Annotated in this window: 18 protein-coding genes; 15 read left to right on the forward strand and 3 right to left on the reverse strand. The window is 67.6% G+C overall.

The genetic code is table 11. The features are described 5' to 3' along the window. Positions 1 to 21: 21 nt before the first annotated feature. Positions 22 to 939 (forward strand): helix-turn-helix domain-containing protein, encoded by a 918-nt coding sequence (locus tag ACFWUU_RS22560; protein ID WP_137259024.1) that lies wholly within the window; start codon positions 22 to 24, stop codon positions 937 to 939. On the opposite strand, the gene ACFWUU_RS22565 is transcribed toward ACFWUU_RS22560, so the two are convergent. Further along, the gene (locus tag ACFWUU_RS22565) at positions 911 to 3,046 is read right to left on the reverse strand and encodes a discoidin domain-containing protein (protein ID WP_380177865.1); all 2,136 of its coding nucleotides are present in this window, start codon (positions 3,044 to 3,046) and stop codon (positions 911 to 913) included. The two genes, ACFWUU_RS22560 and ACFWUU_RS22565, sit on opposite strands and share 29 nt — an antisense overlap. A 164-nt stretch (positions 3,047 to 3,210) precedes the next feature. Between ACFWUU_RS22565 and ACFWUU_RS22570 the strand changes: the two genes are divergently transcribed. The 13 genes from ACFWUU_RS22570 to ACFWUU_RS22630 all read left to right on the forward strand — a co-directional run bounded on the left by ACFWUU_RS22570 (position 3,211) and on the right by ACFWUU_RS22630 (position 13,252). Then, positions 3,211 to 3,624, forward strand: a complete 414-nt coding sequence (locus ACFWUU_RS22570; protein WP_380177867.1) for an SRPBCC domain-containing protein — start codon at positions 3,211 to 3,213, stop codon at positions 3,622 to 3,624. A 10-nt stretch (positions 3,625 to 3,634) separates the two neighbouring features. Beyond that, positions 3,635 to 4,546: a TatD family hydrolase gene (locus ACFWUU_RS22575; RefSeq protein WP_137259027.1), complete on the forward strand. Its 912-nt coding sequence runs from the start codon at positions 3,635 to 3,637 to the stop codon at positions 4,544 to 4,546. A gap of 24 nt (positions 4,547 to 4,570) precedes the next feature. Beyond that, positions 4,571 to 4,987 carry a hypothetical protein gene (locus ACFWUU_RS22580; protein ID WP_380177869.1) on the forward strand — a complete coding sequence of 139 codons (417 nt, stop codon included), beginning with the start codon at positions 4,571 to 4,573 and terminating at the stop codon, positions 4,985 to 4,987. Beyond that, positions 4,984 to 5,220 (forward strand): hypothetical protein, encoded by a 237-nt coding sequence (locus ACFWUU_RS22585; protein ID WP_380177871.1) that lies wholly within the window; start codon positions 4,984 to 4,986, stop codon positions 5,218 to 5,220. The genes ACFWUU_RS22580 and ACFWUU_RS22585 overlap by 4 nt, the downstream gene beginning before the upstream one ends. Positions 5,221 to 5,230: 10 nt before the next feature. Continuing rightward, complete coding sequence (locus ACFWUU_RS22590) at positions 5,231 to 6,121, forward strand: ornithine cyclodeaminase family protein (RefSeq protein ID WP_380177873.1); 891 nt, start codon at positions 5,231 to 5,233, stop codon at positions 6,119 to 6,121. Between the two features lie 112 nt (positions 6,122 to 6,233). Continuing rightward, on the forward strand, positions 6,234 to 6,542 hold the full coding sequence (locus ACFWUU_RS22595) for a hypothetical protein (protein ID WP_137259031.1): 309 nt from the start codon (positions 6,234 to 6,236) through the stop codon (positions 6,540 to 6,542). Positions 6,543 to 6,563: 21 nt separating this feature from the next. Beyond that, the gene (locus ACFWUU_RS22600) at positions 6,564 to 7,178 is read left to right on the forward strand and encodes a nitroreductase family protein (protein WP_380177876.1); all 615 of its coding nucleotides are present in this window, start codon (positions 6,564 to 6,566) and stop codon (positions 7,176 to 7,178) included. 226 nt (positions 7,179 to 7,404) lie between these two features. Further along, on the forward strand, positions 7,405 to 8,535 hold the full coding sequence (locus ACFWUU_RS22605) for a ubiquitin-like domain-containing protein (RefSeq protein ID WP_380177878.1): 1,131 nt from the start codon (positions 7,405 to 7,407) through the stop codon (positions 8,533 to 8,535). A 76-nt stretch (positions 8,536 to 8,611) separates the two neighbouring features. After that, positions 8,612 to 9,433, forward strand: a complete 822-nt coding sequence (gene rsmA / locus ACFWUU_RS22610) for a 16S rRNA (adenine(1518)-N(6)/adenine(1519)-N(6))-dimethyltransferase RsmA (protein WP_380177880.1) — start codon at positions 8,612 to 8,614, stop codon at positions 9,431 to 9,433. A 184-nt stretch (positions 9,434 to 9,617) separates the two neighbouring features. Further along, positions 9,618 to 10,550, forward strand: coding sequence for a 4-(cytidine 5'-diphospho)-2-C-methyl-D-erythritol kinase (locus tag ACFWUU_RS22615; protein WP_380177882.1), 933 nt, complete (start codon positions 9,618 to 9,620; stop codon positions 10,548 to 10,550). Between the two features lie 31 nt (positions 10,551 to 10,581). Continuing rightward, positions 10,582 to 10,836: a type II toxin-antitoxin system Phd/YefM family antitoxin gene (locus ACFWUU_RS22620; protein ID WP_137259036.1), complete on the forward strand. Its 255-nt coding sequence runs from the start codon at positions 10,582 to 10,584 to the stop codon at positions 10,834 to 10,836. Next, positions 10,833 to 11,228, forward strand: coding sequence for a type II toxin-antitoxin system VapC family toxin (locus ACFWUU_RS22625; RefSeq protein WP_380177884.1), 396 nt, complete (start codon positions 10,833 to 10,835; stop codon positions 11,226 to 11,228). Before ACFWUU_RS22620 ends, ACFWUU_RS22625 begins: the two co-directional genes overlap by 4 nt. Before the next feature lie 146 nt (positions 11,229 to 11,374). Further along, positions 11,375 to 13,252 (forward strand): GTP-binding protein, encoded by a 1,878-nt coding sequence (locus ACFWUU_RS22630; RefSeq protein WP_380177886.1) that lies wholly within the window; start codon positions 11,375 to 11,377, stop codon positions 13,250 to 13,252. On the opposite strand, the gene ACFWUU_RS22635 is transcribed toward ACFWUU_RS22630, so the two are convergent. Next, positions 13,236 to 14,084 carry a fructosamine kinase family protein gene (locus ACFWUU_RS22635; RefSeq protein ID WP_380177888.1) on the reverse strand — a complete coding sequence of 283 codons (849 nt, stop codon included), beginning with the start codon at positions 14,082 to 14,084 and terminating at the stop codon, positions 13,236 to 13,238. The two genes, ACFWUU_RS22630 and ACFWUU_RS22635, sit on opposite strands and share 17 nt — an antisense overlap. Before the next feature lie 73 nt (positions 14,085 to 14,157). Here ACFWUU_RS22635 and ACFWUU_RS22640 point away from each other — a divergent pair, with 73 nt between their 5' ends. Then, positions 14,158 to 15,918: an ABC-F family ATP-binding cassette domain-containing protein gene (locus tag ACFWUU_RS22640; protein ID WP_380177890.1), complete on the forward strand. Its 1,761-nt coding sequence runs from the start codon at positions 14,158 to 14,160 to the stop codon at positions 15,916 to 15,918. A gap of 360 nt (positions 15,919 to 16,278) precedes the next feature. Here the strand turns inward: ACFWUU_RS22640 and ACFWUU_RS22645 are convergent, their stop codons facing one another. Then, complete coding sequence (locus ACFWUU_RS22645; protein ID WP_130440594.1) at positions 16,279 to 16,776, reverse strand: MarR family winged helix-turn-helix transcriptional regulator; 498 nt, start codon at positions 16,774 to 16,776, stop codon at positions 16,279 to 16,281. Positions 16,777 to 16,817: the final 41 nt, after the last annotated feature.

Raw genomic sequence — 16,817 nt, forward strand, 5'->3', positions numbered from 1 at the left:
GCCCTTACGAGGGGATCCACCATGACGGAGCCTGCTGACTTCGAGCACGATCTTGCTACCCAGGTACTGATCGAGCTGTACAGCGAGATCCCGCCGCCGAGCAAACTGGTGACCGGTCATTTCCACAGCGGCGGTGACTATCGCGTCGTCCGGCCGGACGGCGTGGGCAGCTGGTACCTGCTCTACACGGCCTCCGGCACGGGCCGGTACCTGATCGGTGAGAACCGGCTGACGCTGCGCCACGGCGACGTCGTACTGGTCAGCCCGGGGACGCCGCACGACTACGGCACGGTCGGCACGTACTGGGAGTCGTGGTGGGCGCATTTCCAGCCGCGGCGCGAGTGGCACACGTGGTTGTCGTTGCCACAGGCAATGCCGGGATTGTCGTACGTGCGGTTGACGAGGTCGTCGGAGACCGACCGCGTGGTGTCTGCCTTCGACCGGCTGCATCGGGATGCGCAGCGGGCCGGGCTGTCGCCGACCGGCGATACCGAGCTGCACCTGCTCGAGAAGAGTGTCGCGACCGAGCTGACCATGAACGGCATCGAGGAGGTGCTACTGACCGCGGTCGCGAGCCTGCGCCGGGAGACGCAGCACCTGGACGCCCGCGTGCATCTGGTGCTCGAGGCAATCACCGCCGACCCGGCGAGGCCGCACACGCTGACCTCGCTCGCCGGGCTCGCCCAGGTGTCCGTCTCCCGGCTCGCGCATCTCTTCAAGGAGCAGGTCGGCGACTCGATCATGAACGTCGTACTGGCGCTCCGGCTGCAGCGCGCCGCCGAGCTGCTCGGCGCGACCGATATGTCCGTTGCGCAGATCGCCGCGGCGGTCGGCTTCGATTCACCGCACTACCTCAGCCGCCAGTTCGGCCGCCGTTACGGGATGTCGCCGACCGCCCATCGCGCCAAGGTCAGGAACCCGGAGCTAGAGCTATATTGAGCTCGGTCGCGGCCGCGTAGTCCGCCCCGCCGGCCAGACCGATCAGCCTCACGTAGCGGGCGGTCGTACCGGCCGGGAGCCTTGCGATCTTGGCGTCGACGGTGCCGTCCCAGGTGCCCTGCGTGGCCGACGTGAACGTGATCCCGTCGGCGCTGGTCTGGACGTCGTACGACGAGATCCGGCCGTTCGGCACGTCGGCGTCCTGGCGCGGGGTGTAGACGAGCGCTTCGATCGCGCGCGGCGTCTTCAGATCGAGGGTGATGTACTGCGGGAGCGGTGCGTGCGGGCTCCAGTTCGAGTGCCACATCGTCGTGCAGTTGCCGTCGATCGCGCCTGCTGCGCTGTAGGCGGGCGATCCCTGGCTGGTGGCCGTCGCGGTCATCTCGCTCTGCGGCAGCAGGTTCAGTGGGCCGAACGGGCCGTCGACGGGCGGCGGCGTACCGGGGATCGCGGTCACCCGGCCGAGACTCGGTGCCTTGAGCAACGGATGGGTCCGCAAGTAGTTGAGGAACACCTCCTGGCCCATCTTCGGCGCTCGGATGAGCTTGGAGTATTGCTGGAAGCCGGGATAGCCGTACTGCGCTCCGTGCAACGGCATCGCCGCGCTGGTCGTCACGCGGTACGTCTTGTCGAGCTTCAGCGGCTTCCCGTTGATCAGGACCTTCGCAGGGTCGATGCGATCGCCGACCGGTCTGCCGAGGTCGTAGGTGTAGCGGAAGTTCGCGGAGGTTGCGAGCGCGGACAGCCTGCTGCAGCCGTACGCCGGCGGGATCCACTGTTGCTCGAGGACGGCCTCAACCGTGGAGCCCTTCATCGAGAGCGTGGTGATCGGCGAGATCCCGGCGACGGGCCAGGCTTCGCCGTACGTCACCGTGCCTGCCTTCAGCCCGGCGGCGATCACGTCGACGCCGAGATCGGCCGGGACCAGGGCGAAGTCGCCGTCCGCTTCGGCTTTGTAGAGGTCGGCGACCAGGTTGCCGGTCCGGCTCTCCGCGGTGGTGGCGAAGTCGAGATCGCGGTCGAGCTTGGCGATCGGCTGCGCCTGGCGGGCAGTCCACTTGTCCATCCAGTACTTCACGATCTGCTGGATCTTCGGATCGGGTGTGACGTCCTTGGTGACCGCGTGGTTGGTCGCGGTCGTTGCCGATCGGATCACGTCACCGGTCGCGGGGTCGAGCTGGAGGTTGATCTCGCCGAGCACCCGGCCGTGGTTGCTTGCCTCCAGCACCGGACGCGGTACGCCGTTCGGATCCGGGATCATGCAGTTGAACGCGGTGTGCCAGTGCCCGCCGAGGATCACGTCGATATCCGGCGACATCGCCCGCGCGGCGTCGAAGATCGGGCCGGTCGGGTTCTTGCACTCGTTGTACAACCCGCCCTGCTGACCGCCTTCGTGCATGCTGACCACGATCGCGTTCACGCCCTGGGCCTTGAGCTCCGCCGCGGCCCGGTTCGCGGCGTCGACCACGCCCTGGAACTCGAACCCGGAGCCGTCGATCGACAGCGTCTCGGTCGGCGTCCCCGGGAAGCCGAGTCCGATGAAGCCGATCCGCTTCGATCCGGCCTTCGCGATCCAGTACGGCGGAAGCACCGGCCGCTTGGTCCGCGGGTCGACGATGTTCGCCGCGTGGTAGGCGTAATCGGTGCCGTGGAAGTTCCGGCCGGTGGAGTCCTTGAAGCAGCTGTCGAAGGTGGACTTGCCGTAGCAGGCGCCGCTCTGTATCCGCCGCAGGAACGGGAACTCCCGGTCGAACTCGTGGTTGCCCGCGACGTCGAAGTCCATCCCGAACGCGTTCAGCACCTCGATCGTCGGCTCGTTCGCGAACGCCTGGGTGTAGTCGGGCCAGCCGCTGAACTGGTCACCCGAACCGATCAGGAAGCTGTTCGGTTTCCGCAGCCGGTCCATGTGCGCCTTGAGATAAGTGGCACCACCGACCTGCTGGGTGCCGGACGGGCCGGCGATGGTCAGGTTCTCCGTCTCGGAGAGATATCCGTGCAGATCGGTCAGACTGAAGATCTGCACCGGGATCGGTGGCGGCGTCTCCGTGTGTAACGCTCCCACGGCGAGACCAAGTACGGCGAGGACTGCGCTGAGCCTTCTGGGCATCGGCTGCTCCTGTCGGTCGGGCGGAACCGAGACGCAAACTACTGGGCTGCGCGGGCTGCGGACATGGCCGTGGGTGCTGACTTCCTGCACGATCCGGCTGACGCTTTTCTACAAGCGCATGGGAGGCGGGAACCGTACGGTCAGGGGGAGAGAGGAGTTTCACCATGACTGGATATGTGGCAGTGGCCGAGATCGATATCGATGCGCCGGCCGAGCGGGTGTGGGAGGTGCTGACCAGCCCGGAGAAGCTGAAGGAGCTGTGGTTCGGCGCCGAGGTCGAGACCGACTGGCAGGTCGGCAGCCCGATCACGTGGAGTGGCGAATGGGAGGGCAAGCCGTACCAGGACAAGGGCGAGATCCTCGCCGTCGAGCCGGGGCGGTTGCTGACGCTCACGCACTGGAGTCCGCTGACGGGGCAACCCGACGTACCGGAGAACTACCACACGCTGACGTATGAGCTGACCGGCGATACACACCTGAAGCTGAGCCAGGACAACAACGCCAGCGAGGAAGAGGCCAAGCACTCGCAGGGCATGTGGGAGACGCTCGTCGCCAAGGTGAAAGAAGCCGCTGAGTAATCTAGAGGGCATGTCTGATGGTGTGGAGGTCGACCGCCCGACCCGGGAGCGGGCCGCAATCGGTGAGGACGGGCGGTCGCGGGACCGGAGCCGGCCCGCGGTGCCGGATCCGTTGCCGATGAGCGTGGTCGACGCGCACTGTCATCTCGATATCGCCGACGGCGAGGACGGCGCGTGGCTGAGCCCGGCCGAGGCGATCAAGCTGGCGTCGTCGGTCGGCGTCACGCGGATCGTGCAGGTCGGATGCGACCTGCCCGGCGCGGTGTGGGCGGTCGAGGCGGCTGCGCAGTACCCGAACCTGATCGCGGGCGTCGCGCTGCACCCGAACGAGGCACCGAAGCTGAAGGAAGCCGGCGAGCTGGACAGTGCGCTCGCCGAGATCGAGCGGCTGGCGTCGAGCTCGGACAAGGTCCGGGTGATCGGTGAGACAGGGCTGGACTACTTCCGCACCGGCGAGGACGGCCGTACGGCGCAGCACGAATCGTTTGCCGCCCACATCGAGTTGGCGAAGCGACTCGGCAAGACGCTGATGATCCACGACCGCGACGCGCACGAGGACATCCTGCGCATCCTCGACCGCGAGGGCGTCCCCGACCGGCTGGTCATGCACTGCTTCTCCGGCGACACCGAGTTCGCCCGCGAATGCGTCAACCGCGGCGCCTTCCTCAGCTTCGCCGGCGTAGTCACCTTCAAGAACGCCCAGTCCCTCCGCGACGCCCTGGCCGTCACCCCCCTCGACCGCATCCTCGTCGAAACCGACGCCCCCTACCTGACCCCCTCCCCGTACCGCGGCAAACCCAACGCGTCCTACCTCATCCCCCACACCGTCCGCAAAATGGCCGACGTCCTCAACATCTCCGTCCCTGAACTCTGCACCGCCCTCAACACCAACGCCAACCACGCCTTCGGCGGCTCGTGGTAACCGTTCGCCCACTACGCTGAGTCCGTGGACTACGAGGCTTTCGACGCCCAGCTACTAGAGCTTGCCGACTCCCTCCGAGGAGCCGACGAGCCGACGGTCGCTGCTGAGATCGTCCGGTTGAAGGCGCTGGCAGGACAGATCGCCGACGAGCGTTCTCGTCGCCTGGCGCTGATCAGAGCGGAGAAACTGCCTGAGTTCATCAGCGGGCCGAAGCCCGGCACCAGCCCGCAGTACCTGCGCGCCTCCACGTTGCTCGGACAGGCGCTTGCCGACAAGGGGTCGCCGCTCGAGCGGATCGCTCATGCCGAACGCGTGAAGACCGAGATCGCGGCGTTGTCCCGGCAAGCCCCACGGCGCGAGTCCATGACGATCCTGCGGATGAACTCGAGCCTGGTCAGGCTGATCGAGCGGCTTCGGGACGGCTCGGACGGCAGCACGTGACCGACGTGGTCGAGATCTCGCCGCAGTCGTGGGAGTACCGGCTGGTGGCCGCGGTGGTGTACGCCGTCGAGCAGCGAGCCGGCGGTAGAGGTGGCCCTCGGACCCGGTGGAACGGGCGGGTGCTCGAGGAGACCGATCCGGAGAAGCAGGGCGAAGGCTCGCGGCCCCGCGGACAGCAGGCGACGCGGCCGACCGGTGGCCCAAGGCAACCGCACTCTCCGCAGCGCGACTGAGCGGCAGACCGTGGTAACCATCCTCACCGATGCCGATATCCGGGCCCGGCTCCGCCCCGGCGATGCGGTTGCCTGGATGCGGGAGGCGATTCTTGCTGCTCATGCGGGGCGGTTGCACACGCCGCCTCGGGTATCCACCGAGCTCGGTGGTGGGCGGCTGGTGTTCACGACCGGTGCGTTGGAAGGGGAGTGGTACGGCTACCGGTCGTATGACTCGTTTGACACCGATCTTGGGCAGCAGGTCGTCGTGCTGCACGACTGGGGTTCTGGTGAGGTGCGGGGGATTGCTGTAGGCAACGAACTGGGGCCGAGGCGGGTCGGCGCGATCGGAGGTGTAGCCGTCGACGCCCTCGCCGACCCGACTGCTACCACCCTCGCCTTGATAGGTACGGGCACCCAAGCCTTCACTCAGCTCTGGGCTATCGGGGCGGTGCGGCGGTTGTCGAGTGTTCGGGTTTTCGGTCGGGACCGGGAGCGGCGGATCGCCTTTGCTAGAAGGGCTTCTGGGGATCTTGGGTTGCCTGTGACTGCGGTCGAGTCGGCCCGTGATGCTGTTGAGGGGGCGGATGTCGTGGTGTTGGCGACCAACAGCGCGACGCCGGTGATCGAGCCGGCTTGGGTGAAGGACGGGGCTTTCGTGACGACGGTCGGGCCGAAGCAGGTTGGGCGGGCGGAGTTTGGGGCGGAGTTGGTTGATCGGGCCGACCTTGTCGTGACGGACTCGGTTGCGCAGACCGCGGCGTACGACCCGCCCTTCGTCCTGGCCGGCACTCCGCAGCAGGAGCGGCTGATGAGTCTCGGCGCCGCGATTGCAGACAACGTGACGGGGCGGACCGTGCTGTTCTGCTCGGTGGGTCTGGCCGGCACCGAGGCCTACCTGCTGGCGAAGCTGCTTTCGTGACGGGCCGGACGCCGACCGTCAACGTTTCCGCGGGCCGTTGCGCGGGGTGTCGGGCGAGCGCAGTCTGAGGGCGTCGGCCCGCTTCGGGGCCGGCCTGCAAGGGGGAGGGGCAATGAGTGTTCTGATGACCCTGCGGGTGACTGGGGACCCCACGGCGATCGAGAAGCTGGGTGCCGACAACGGCGCGCTCTTCGAAGGTGTGATTGCGGACGCATCCAGTCGCGGCCTGATCTCACATCACTTCTACGGCAGCGAGAACGAGCTTCTCGTCGTCGACGAGTGGCCCGACGAGGCGTCGTTCCAGGCGTTCTTCGCGAACTCCGGGCCGCAGATCGAGCAGATGATGGCGGCGGCCGGCGTGACGGCTCAGCCGGCGATCGAGTTCTGGCGGCACCTGGAGGTCGGCGACGACGTCGGCTGAGGCCGCTGATAGACACACCTCATGGAGTTCAGTGAGGTTGTGCGGCGGCGGCGGATGGTTCGGAACTATGACCCGGACCGGCCGGTCCCAGAGGAGACCCGGGAGCGGATTCTGGAGAATGGGCTTCGGGCGCCGTCGGGCGGGTTCAGTCAGGGGTGGGCGTTCCTGACGCTGGAGGGTGACGAGCGGGAGCGGTACTGGCGGATCGCGGCCGAGGATCCGGACGAGAAGTATGTGGAGTGGATCACAGGCCTGCGCCGGGCGCCGCTGCTCGTTCTCGCGTTCGCGCACAAGGACGCCTACCTCGATCGGTACACCGAGCCGGACAAGGGCTGGACCGATCGCGACGAGGGCCGCTGGACCGCGCCGTACTGGTACGTCGACACCGGGATGGCGGTGCTGCTGATGCTGCAGACGGTCGTCGACGAAGGCCTGGGAGCCTGCTTTTTCGGGCCTCCTGCGGACAAAGTGGGCCGGCTGCTGAAGGAGTTCGGCGTACCCGAGGGGTTCGATCTGGTCGGGGTGCTGTCGGTCGGTTACCGGGCCCAGGACAAGCGCTCGCCGTCACTGAAACGAGGTCGCCGGACGACCGCCGAAGTGGTGCATCGCGGCCAGTGGGGTCATCACCTGGCGTGACGAGGCATGTCGGCCCCGTTACACCCATTTGCGACTCGCCGACCAGGGGATTGGCACTTCCGGCATATCTTCGTTATGGTCCCGTGATGTTGGCCGGGATCGGGGAAGATTCCGGGCAGTACATCCCCTCGGCGGGACACGAAGCTCCGGGCAGCCAGTCCGGCGTCGACGGTCGGTGCCTGTGCTGTCCCACCCCGTGCCCGGGTAGCCCTACCTGGGAGCGTTAGTGCGTAAGTCCATCATCGCGGCCGTCGGTGCGACCGCCGCGATTGCCGTCGCGGGCGGCTCTGCGGCGTATGCCGAGAAGAGCAAGACAGTCAGCCTCTCCGTCGACGGCCAGGTGCGGAAGGTTCACACCTTCGGCTCCACCGTGGCAGACGCCCTGAAGGCCGAGAAAGTTCAGATCGGTGCCCACGACGTGGTCGCGCCGGGTCCGGACTCCAAGCTCAAGGACGGCCAGGAGATCGCGGTTCAGTACGGTCGCGAGCTGACCGTCAACGCCGACGGCACCAAGAAGGCCTACTGGACCACCGCCGACAGCGTGAACGAAGCGCTCGCCGACCTCGGTCTGCGGTACGACGGGGCCCAGCTCTCCACCAGCCGTAGCGCGCCGCTCGGGCGCCAGGGGCTGGAGCTGGTCGTGAAGACCCCGAAGACCGTGCAGATCGTCCACCTGGGCAAGATCGCGACGATCAAGTCGCTGGCCGGTACGGTCGGCGAGGCCCTGACCGAGGCGAAGATCCGCTGGGACGCCGACGACCGGATCACTCCGGCCGCCGCCACCCCGCTGAAGCTCGGCGTCAACAAGGTCGGCTACGTGCAGGTCCTGCAGAAGCAGGTCACCAAGACCCTGGCGGTTGCGCACGGCACCGATCAGACCAAGTCGGCGACGCTGGTCCAGGGCAGCACGAAGACTACGGCCAAGGGCACCGACGGCTCCAAGTCCGTCACGTACCTGTACACCTACCTGGACGGCAAGCTGTCGACCACGAAGGTGGTCGCGACGAAGGTCGTCACCGCGCCGGTCGACGAGAAGGTCCTGGTCGGCACCAAGCCGAAGCCGGCCGAGCCGACGACCACGACCACGGACGAGAAGCCGACGCCGCCCACCAGCAGTGGTGGCGCGTGGGACCGGATCGCCGCGTGTGAGTCGGGCGGCAACTGGGCGGCCAACACCGGTAACGGGTACTACGGCGGTCTCCAGTTCGACCATGGCACCTGGGCGGCCTACGGCGGTACGGCGTACGCCAGCAACGCCAACGGTGCCTCGAAGGCGCAGCAGATCGCGATCGCGGAGAAGGTCAAGGCCGACCGCGGTGGCTACGGCGCTTGGCCGGTGTGCGGCAAGAAGGCCTGAGCCTGACACACTGACAGGCGTGAGCTCGTCTGATTCATCCACTTCCGCCGGACCGAGGCTTCTCGGTCCGGCGGAAGTGCGTTCGTTGGCCGCGTCGCTCGGCGTACGTCCGACCAAGCAGCGCGGCCAGAACTTCGTCATCGACCCGAACACGGTCCGCCGGATCGTGCGCGCGGCCGACCTGTCCGCCGGTGAGACGGTGCTGGAGGTCGGCCCCGGGCTCGGCTCACTGACCCTGGCGCTGCTCGCGGAGGGTCACCCGGTCACTGCCGTCGAGATCGACCCGCTGCTGGCGCAGGCGCTCCCGTCCACGATCGCGACGTACGCGCCGGAGCAGGCGTCCGCGCTGACCGTGGTCGAGGCGGACGCGATGGACGTGACTCCGGCGGAGATCGGTACGCCGACCGCCTGCGTGGCGAACCTGCCGTACAACGTCGCCGTACCCGTCCTGCTGCACCTGCTCCGTGTGTCCGACTCGCTACGCCACGGGCTCGTGATGGTGCAGTCCGAGGTCGCGGACCGCCTGGCTGCCCCGCCCGGCTCGCGCACGTACGGCGTACCGTCCGCCAAGGCCGCCTGGTACGCCGAGGTGCGGCGCGCCGGGCCGATCGGACGGAATGTCTTCTGGCCCGCGCCCAACGTCGACTCCGGCCTGGTTGCGTTCGAACGACGCGATCCGCCGGAGACGCCGGCGACCCGCGAGGAGGTGTTCGCGGTGATCGAGGCGGCGTTCTCGCAACGACGCAAGACGATCCGCTCCGCACTGGCCCGCTGGATGCCCGACCGCGCGCGCCTGGACGAGGTGTTCGCGGCAACGGGGATCGACCCGCAACTACGCGGCGAGATGCTCGGGATCACAGACTTCGCCGCTCTCGCAGGTGCAAGTCGGACTAGGTAATGCCCCTAGGGCATGTCACGGTCTCCTGCGCCTACTGCGCGGCACTCGGCACGGCACCTCGCCGCACGGGACCGAAGGCCACGATGCTCCGCATCGAGACCTTCGCCCCCGCACGCCGATGCACCGCACCGAGCACCTGCTCGTAACGACGCAGAAGACCGCGACATGCCCTAGCCTGTGCGACGTGCCACCTTCTGTTGAGGTCACGGTGCGGGCACCGGCCAAGATCAACCTCGGTCTGTCCGTCGGTCCGCCGCGCCCGGACGGGTTCCACCCCGTCGCCACGGTGTACCAGGCCGTTGCCCTGTACGACGATGTCACCGCGCAGCTGCGTGACGACGACGGCGAGGTCTCGGTCGAGATCGTGGGGGACTTCGCGGACGACGTACCGACCGACGAGACCAACCTCGCGGTGAAGGCGGCCCGGCTGCTGCAGGCGGAGTACGACGTCGACGAGGGTGTCGACCTGACCATCCGCAAGACGATCCCCGTGGCCGGCGGGATGGCCGGCGGATCGACTGACGCGGCAGCGACCTTGGTGGCGTGCAACCGGCTGTGGGGCCTGCAGCTCACGCAGACCGAACTGCAGCATCACGCGGCGGAGCTCGGCAGTGACGTCCCGTTCTGCCTGGTCGGGCACACCGCGCTCGGCCAGGGGCGCGGCGAGCAGGTCACCGAGGTCATGTCCCGCGGCACGTTCCACTGGGTGTTCGCGATCGCCGACGGCGGCCTGTCCACCCCCGAGGTGTACGGCGAACTGGACCGCCTGCGGCCGCTACGCCGCGTCGAGCCGCCGCAGGTCCGTCCCGAACTGCTCTCGGCGCTGCTCTCCGGCCAGCCCGGCGCACTCGCCGTTGCTCTCAGCAACGACCTCCAGGCAGCCGCCCTGTCGCTGCGCCCCGAGCTGGGCGACACACTCCAGTTCGGCCTCGACCAGGGCGCCCTGGCCGCCCAGATCTCCGGCTCCGGCCCCACCTGCCTCTTCCTCGCCGCCGACAGCCGCAGCGCAGTCGACCTCGCCGTAGAACTCGCCGAATCCGGCCTCTGCCGAATGGTCCGCCAAGCCGAAGGCCCGGTCCCCGGCGCCCGAATCCTCCCCGCCATCGTCAGTCACTAGTACACTTAGCCAAGTGGACTAAGGAGGGATGATGGGCGAGCCGGCTCCGCAGTACAACATTCATGAAGCCAAGACGCAGCTCTCTCGGATCATCGAGCGGGTAGAGCACGGCGAGGAAGTCATCATCAGCCGCGCCGGGCACCCTGTTGCAAAGGTGGTTCCGCTGCCTACTGCCCGCCGTCGCAGCGGATGGGGCTCGCTGGCCGGTCAGATCAGCTTGGCCGACGACTGGGACTCGGCTGAGACGAACGCGGAGATCGCGGACGACTTCGGCATTCCCTCGTGACCGAACTGTCGGGGACAGCGCGTCTTCTGCTCGACACGCATGTGCTGATCTGGTGGCTGCAGGCCAGTCCTGAGCTCTCGGACGATCTCAGAAACCGGATCGACACAGAGCTCGATGTCTACGTGAGCGCTGCGTCTGTCTGGGAACTCTCGATCAAGCAGGCTGCCGGCAAGATCAAACTTCCGGACGACCTGCGGGAATGGATCGAGCGTGGTGGTCTCAGCGAGTTACCGATCTCGATGGCTCACGCCGACGTCGCCGGACGGTTGCCGCCGATCCATCGGGATCCCTTCGATCGGATGCTGGTGGCGCAGGCTCTCGTCGAGAGATTGACGTTGGTGACTCGCGACGAGCTCATCCAGCGGTACGACGTACCGATCCTCGAAGCCTGAAAATCGTTCGTCCGCGGCCTTGTTGTGGTGTTACGGTCGAATGCCCATCAGTGAGAGACAGGAGACCGGGATGCGCCGCGTTGTGATCGACCTCATCGGTTCTGATCGCATCGACGCATTCGCGAGGACTCTTGAACTCTTTGACGATGGGCATTGTGGCGCATGTCGACGCCGGTAAGACCAGTCTGACCGAGCGGCTGCTGTACGCCGCCGGGGTTATCGACCGGGTCGGGCGGGTCGACGACGGGAACACCCAGACCGACTCGATGGAACTCGAGCGCAAGCGCGGGATCACGATCCGTTCGGCGGTCGTGTCGTTCGCGCTGGGCGACCTGCCGGTGAACCTGATCGACACGCCCGGACACTCGGACTTCATCGCCGAGGTCGAGCGGGCGCTGTCCGTGCTGGACGGCGCGGTGCTGGTGATCTCCGCGGTCGAGGGCGTGCAGCCGCAGACGCGGCTGCTCATGCGCACCCTCGACCGGTTGCGCATCCCGACCCTGCTGTTCGTGAACAAGATCGACCGCGTCGGCGCGCGGTACGACGACTTGCTGGCGGACATCAAGCGCTTGCTGACGGCGTCCCCCGTACCGATGGTCGGGGTCACGGAGCTCGGGACGCGTGCCGCTGGCCTGGTGCCGTTGGACACCGAGCCGCTCGCGGAGATGCTTGCCGAGCGCAACGACGAGTTCTTCGAGGGGTACTTGTCCGGCGCTCCGCTCGATGTCGCCGGCGAGCTACGGCGGCAGGTGGCGACTGCGCAGGTGCATCCCGTGTACTTCGGGTCGGCCATGACCGGGGTTGGGGTGGCGGAGCTGATCGAGGGCATCCGTTCGTGGTTGCCCAGAGCAACTCCAGCATCAGAAGATCCCTTGCAGGCAAGGGTTTTCAAGGTCGATCGCGGCGCGGCCGGGCAGAAGATCGCGCTGGCCCGGATGTTCGCGGGCACGCTGACGTCGCGCTCGTACGTCGACGTACATCCGTTCGACGGACCGGAGTACCAGGCTCGTCCGAGCGCGATCGAGGTCTCGGGTCATCCGGTCGATCGGGCCGAGGCCGGCCAGATCGTGGCGTTGCGCGGCTTGAAGGGCATCCGGATCGGCGATCAGCTCGGGGTCCGCGCCAAGCAGGTCGGGCGGTTGTTCGCGCCGCCGACGCTGGAGACCGTGGTGAGCGCACGGGATCGGGTCAAGCTGTTCCAGGCGTTGACGCAGCTCGCCGAGCAGGACCCGCTGATCCGGGTGCGCAAGGCCGACGAGATCACCGTCAGCCTGTACGGCGAGGTGCAGAAGGAGGTGATCGCGTCCTTGCTCGCAACGGAGTACGGCGTAGACGTCACCTTCAGCCAGACCACGCCGATCCACGTCGAACGCCTTGACGGGACAGGCGAAGCGGTCCGTGAGATCACCGCGCCGGAGAACCTGTGGGCGGCCGGCGTCGGATTCCGGGTCTCGCCGGTTGCCGAGGGCATCGAGTACAACCTGGTCGTCGAGCTCGGCGGGCTGCCCCGCGCCTTCCACACCGCGATCGAGGAAACGGTCCGCCTGACCCTCCACCAGGGCCTCTACGGCTGGGAGATCCCGAACATCCGGGTCGATCTCACCCATACGGCTTACTCCAGCGTCGCTACCGTCGCCGCCGACTTCCGCCGTCTCGTCCCGCTGGTCCTCATGCAGGCGATCGCCGAGGCCGGTACGACGATCCTCGAGCCGGTCAACCAGTTCGAACTGGACGCCCCGGCCGACACGGTCTCGCGCGTTCTCGCCCACATCGCCGAACACCGCGGCATCGTCTCCCAGACCACCCTCACCGAGACCCAGGCCCATCTGGAAGGCACGATCCCCGCCGCCACGACGCACTCCTTCGAGACCTTCCTCCCCACGCTGACCCACGGCGAAGGTCTTCTGGCCACCACCTTCCACACCTACCAACCCGTTCCCGGCCCGGCGCCCACCCGCTCGCGCACAGACGGCAACCCACTCAACGAGAAGCAGTACCTGCTGAACCTCAATCGAAGCTCTTGAGGATCGTGTGGATCTCGGCGACGGTCTGCGCGCGGTCGGGCCAGTGGGCGGTGATGCAGAGGAGCTCACGCAGATGGAGGAGCGGCATGCGCGCACGCCAGCCCTCAGCCAGCGGATGCTGCTCCTCATAGGCGGAGAAGAAGCGATCGGACAGGTTGCCGTAGATGAGGAGCGTGGCCAGGTCGGCTTCGGGCCAGCCGTAGTTGACGGCGGGATCGATCATGCCCGGCTCGCCGTCGGGGCCGGGGAGGAGATTGCCGTGCCACAGGTCGCCGTGCAACAAAGACGGAGGCTGGGCCGGGACCAGGTCCGGCAGACGAAGAGCGATGCGTTCCAGACGGCGGCGGTCGGCCTCCGGAAGTTGCGAGAAGCAGTTGGGCTCCTCCAGATAGCGGAGCAGCCGCTGCTCGGCGAAGAACGTATGCCCGTCGGTCGTCCACGGGTTCCGCTGCGGAAGCGTGCCCAGGTAGTTGTCCTGGTGGTAGCCGAACTTGTCGGCCGTCTGCGCATGCTGCAGCGCCAACGCCCGCCCCGCGTCCTCCCAGTACGTCGGCGACGCTTCCGCCGTACCCAGATCCGCCAGCACGATGAACGACGACGTGACCCGAAGCACCTCCGGTACGGCGAACCCGCCCGGGACCCGCAGCGCGTCGAGGCCATCGGCTTCGAGCGGATACAGGTCGGACGGCAGATTCTCCTGGGTCTTCACGACCGCGGTCCGGCCCAGCGACGTACGCACGCGGTAGGTCTTGCTGGCGTACCCGCCCTCCAGCGGATCGGCGGCGATCGGGTCGCCCAGGGACAGGCCGTCGAGCCAGGCAGCATTCAGCACCTGGACGATCCTGGCACGTGCGGAGCGGTCGGATACCCTGGGGCCCGTTATGGCGGCACCTAACTTGGTCAATATGGAAGCTGTTTCCAAAGGCTTCGGCACCCGGACGTTGCTCGACTCGGTCACCCTAGGGATCGGGCGCGGTGAACGAGCCGGCGTGGTCGGACGGAACGGCGACGGCAAATCGACGCTTCTACAGGTCCTGGCGAGGCGTGAGGAGCCCGACAGCGGCCGGATCACACACAACCGCGACCTGCGGCTCGGGTACCTCGGGCAGAGCGACGACCTAGACCCCGAGCAGACCGTGCTGCACGCGGTGCTCGGCGATGTCGAGACCTACACCTGGGCTGCCGATCCGCGAACACGCTCGGTGATGGAGCACTTGCTCGGCGAGATAGACCACCAGGCGCTCGTCGGCAGCCTGAGCGGTGGCGAACGCCGCCGGGCGTCGCTCGCCAGGCTGTTGCTGACCGAGGTCGACCTGCTCGTCCTCGACGAGCCCACCAACCACCTCGACATCGAGGCCGTCAGCTGGCTCGCCGAGCACGTCGTCGACCGCGCCGGCGCCCTCATCGTCGTCACCCACGACCGCTGGTTCCTGGACGCGGTCTGCACGGTCACCTGGGAGGTGCAGGGCGGCCACGTCTCGTCGTACGACGGTGGGTACGCCGCCTACGTCCTGGCGAAGGCCGAGCGGTCCCGGAGCGCGCAGGTCACCGAGACCAAGCGGCAGAACCTCCTGAAGAAGGAGCTGGCCTGGCTGCGCCGTGGCGCGCCGGCGCGATCCACCAAGCCGAAGTTCCGGATCGAGGCAGCGAACGCCCTGATCGAGAACGAGCCGCCGCCGCGCGACAAGCTCGCGCTGTCGCAGCTGGCGACGGCGAGGCTCGGCAAGGACGTGTTCGACGTGGAGGACGTCAGCCTGAGCTTCGGCGACCGGGTGATGCTCAACCACGTCACGTTCCGCCTCGGCCCGGCGGACCGGATCGGGCTGCTCGGCCCGAACGGCGCCGGCAAGACGACGTTCCTCAAGGTCCTGACCGGGCAGCTCGCCCCGGACCGCGGCGTCGTCAAGCAGGGCAAGACGGTCCGCGTCGCGAACCTGTCCCAGACCCTCGACGAGGTCGACGGTGCGTCGACAGTGCTCGAGCACATCACCGCGATCCGCCGTACGGCGGCGCTCGCGGGGCGAGGTGGTGAGCTGACGTCGTCGCAGCTGCTGGAGCGGTTCGGATTCACCGGGGACAAGCTGACGACGCGCATCTCGGACCTGTCCGGTGGCGAGCGGCGCCGGCTGCAGCTGCTGCGGATTCTGCTCGACGAGCCGAACGTGCTGATCCTCGACGAGCCGACCAACGACCTGGACGTCGAGACACTCACCGTGCTGGAGGACTTCCTCGACAGCTGGCCCGGCGTCGTCGTCACGGTCACCCACGACCGGTACTTCCTCGAGCGCGTGAGCGACATGGTTTACGCGATCATGGGCGACGGCCAGGTGCGGCATCTGCCGCGTGGTGTCGATCAGTATCTCGACGAACTCGAGGCCGGAATTCCGCGACGGGCGCCGTCAAATGCGTTGACACCGGCGCCGGAGATGTCCAGCAATTTGTCGGTCGACCCGGCGGCGTCGCGAGCGGCGAAGAAAGAGCTGAACCGGATCGAGCGGCAGCTGGCCAAACTCACCGAGACCGAGGCGAAGCTGCACGACCAGCTGGCCGCGAGCGCGAGCGACTACGAGCGGCTGGCCGAGCTGGACACCGAGCTCCGCAAGCTGGCCGACGAGCGGGCCGAGCTCGAGACGGCATGGTTCGAAGCCGCCGAGTTGGCCGAGTAGAAACGCTTGATTGAGCGCGGCGCCCCTCCGATCCCCTGTGATTCGGAGGGGGCGCCGAACTCTGGGTGAGCGGGCCCCGTGCCGGCCGGCGTTGTTCGGGCCCCGAGCCCCGGACACCGCGCGGCCACTTTCGGCGGACCACCTCTTGCCGCCGAAGTCACCGTGATCTGACAGTTTGTGGTCGGTCAACCACCGACGGTGATGACCCTAGTGCGGGGTCTCGCCCAGTGTCGATAGTCGACGGCTACAACAGCCTCTCGATCTCGTTGCAACTAGCAACGATCGGAACCGGGCGGAAGTGACGGGTCGTCTTTTCGGATTATTCCGGCAGAATTCCACTGCGCGTTTGTCCGGATATTGTTAGTGCTTTTCCAGATCGAACGGGCGGACCAGCTCGCGCAGTACGCGGGCGATCTTCTGCTGGTCGCGCTCGCTGAGCGAACCCAGCAGCGCGCGCTCGTGGGTGAGCAGGTCGGCCATCGCGGCATCGACCGCGTCGCGGCCGGCTGTGGTCAGCTGGACGAGCACCCCGCGGCGGTCCGACGGATCCGGCAGCCGCTCGACCAGGCCGCGCGCGGCGAGCCGATCGACCCGGTTCGTCATCGTGCCGGAGGTGACCAGAGTTTCCTTCAGCAGCTTGCCGGGGGAGAGCTGGTACGGCGCACCCGCGCGCCGGAGCGCCGCGAGTACGTCGAACTCCCACGACTCCAGGCCGTGGGTGTCGAACGCTTGACTGCGGGCGCGATCCAGGTGCCGCGCGAGCCGGCTGACCCGGGACAGCACCTCCATCGGCGCCACGTCGAGGTCGGGGCGCTCACGGCGCCAGGCCTCGATCAGCCGATCGACCTCGTCCTCCATGGTTCGAGACTACCCATCAAGACTCTTGACATCAAGACAAG

Source organism: Kribbella sp. NPDC058693, assembly GCF_042715335.1.
In the GTDB taxonomy this organism is placed as follows: Bacteria; Actinomycetota; Actinomycetes; order Propionibacteriales; family Kribbellaceae; genus Kribbella; species Kribbella jiaozuonensis.

What these genes read in the sequence shown, in the direction of transcription:
- ACFWUU_RS22560 (WP_137259024.1), top strand. Translation starts at nt 22, where the DNA reads ATGACGGAGCCTGCTGACTTCGAGCACGATCTTGCTACCCAGGTACTG.
- ACFWUU_RS22565 (WP_380177865.1), bottom strand. Translation starts at nt 3,046, where the DNA reads ATGCCCAGAAGGCTCAGCGCAGTCCTCGCCGTACTTGGTCTCGCCGTG.
- ACFWUU_RS22570 (WP_380177867.1), top strand. Translation starts at nt 3,211, where the DNA reads ATGACTGGATATGTGGCAGTGGCCGAGATCGATATCGATGCGCCGGCC.
- ACFWUU_RS22575 (WP_137259027.1), top strand. Translation starts at nt 3,635, where the DNA reads ATGTCTGATGGTGTGGAGGTCGACCGCCCGACCCGGGAGCGGGCCGCA.
- ACFWUU_RS22595 (WP_137259031.1), top strand. Translation starts at nt 6,234, where the DNA reads ATGAGTGTTCTGATGACCCTGCGGGTGACTGGGGACCCCACGGCGATC.
- ACFWUU_RS22600 (WP_380177876.1), top strand. Translation starts at nt 6,564, where the DNA reads ATGGAGTTCAGTGAGGTTGTGCGGCGGCGGCGGATGGTTCGGAACTAT.
- ACFWUU_RS22620 (WP_137259036.1), top strand. Translation starts at nt 10,582, where the DNA reads ATGGGCGAGCCGGCTCCGCAGTACAACATTCATGAAGCCAAGACGCAG.
- ACFWUU_RS22630 (WP_380177886.1), top strand. Translation starts at nt 11,375, where the DNA reads ATGGGCATTGTGGCGCATGTCGACGCCGGTAAGACCAGTCTGACCGAG.
- ACFWUU_RS22640 (WP_380177890.1), top strand. Translation starts at nt 14,158, where the DNA reads ATGGAAGCTGTTTCCAAAGGCTTCGGCACCCGGACGTTGCTCGACTCG.
- ACFWUU_RS22645 (WP_130440594.1), bottom strand. Translation starts at nt 16,776, where the DNA reads ATGGAGGACGAGGTCGATCGGCTGATCGAGGCCTGGCGCCGTGAGCGC.